1 protein-coding gene is annotated in these 1,255 nt (G+C 65.9%); it reads right to left on the bottom strand.

The features are described 5' to 3' along the window. On the bottom strand, positions 1 to 1,229 hold a 1,229-nt coding region (locus Q4P21_RS15675; protein WP_303389656.1), incomplete at its 3' end, for a deoxyguanosinetriphosphate triphosphohydrolase. Positions 1,230 to 1,255: the final 26 nt, after the last annotated feature.

Raw genomic sequence — 1,255 nt, 5'->3', positions numbered from 1 at the left:
AGTGCCGATACATCGGTGAGTGAGGCAATCTGGTCGATGACCACCCGAAGCCGGGCGTCGTCGTCGTCCGCGTCACGCCAGTCAGCGGCGAACATGGTCTCCAAGTGGGCGTCACCGGTGGCGTTGAGCACGGCCACCAGCTCGCTGAGCACGTCCTGCTGACGCTGGTAGATGGGCTGGCGGTGGTCGGTGGTCATGACGAACGTGGTGGCTAGGCCCTTCATGACCGCGATTTCCAGCATGGTTTCCCGAGGCACGACGACGCCCGCCGCGTACCGCGTAAGCCGTCCGGTCCCATAGATGGCCTGGGTAGCGGCGACGGCGCTCTGACAGAAACGGCCGATCAGCTGGCTGGTCATGTCCTTCAACGCGGCCATGGAGGCCCGGCTGCCGTCGGCGTGGCGGACCCACACACGGGTAGCCTCCAGGCGCTGCAGCGCGGCATCGATTTCTGCGGTGTCCACCTGAGGCAGGTACCACTGCTGCGTGTAGCCCAGGACGCGGTTGCGCTGGTCATGGTTGGCCAGCCATTTCAGCTGCACGTGGCCAGCCACAATGGCGTCCTCCACGTCGTGGACGGAGTAGGAGATGTCATCGGCCAAGTCCATGACCTGCGCCTCGATGCACGTCTTCCCGGCCGGGGCGAGCCGACGCAGCCACTCAAACACGGGCAGGTCATCGGCGTAGGCGCCGAACTTGCTGGTCCGGCGGCCGTCGATCAGCGGCGCGTCCGCGGCCAGCCACGGGTACTTGCCGGAGGCGTCAAGGGAGGCGCGGGTCAGGTTCAGCCCGGCAGAACCGCCCGACGGGGTCAGCACCTTGGACTCGAGACGGGTCAGCAGGCGCAGCGTCTGGGCGTTGCCTTCAAAGCCTCCGATGGTGTGCGAAAGGTCATTGAGCACCGATTCGCCATTGTGCCCAAAGGGCGGGTGGCCGAGGTCGTGCGACAGGCAGGCGGTGTCGACCACGTCGGGGTCACAGCCGAGCGTGTGTCCGAGTTCGCGGCCAATCTGGGCCACTTCCAGGCTGTGGGTGAGGCGGGTGCGCACAAAGTCATCGGTGTCCGGGGCCACGACCTGGGTTTTTGCGCCCAGTCGTCGCAGTGCCGAGGAGTGCAGAACCCGCGCACGGTCGCGTTCAAACACGGTGCGGAAACTGGTCTTCGGCTCTTCCTGCACCCACCGCTCTTGGTCGTGGGGCAGATACACGGACTGCAATTCACTGGACATGTCTCCAGCTTAGGGCCAACGCCGCA

Origin of the sequence: Arthrobacter sp. (assembly GCF_030540645.1) — a bacterium.
Taxonomy (GTDB): domain Bacteria; phylum Actinomycetota; class Actinomycetes; order Actinomycetales; family Micrococcaceae; genus Specibacter.
Note: the sequence above shows the minus strand (reverse complement) of the source record. Positions and strands in the feature narration are given on the sequence as shown.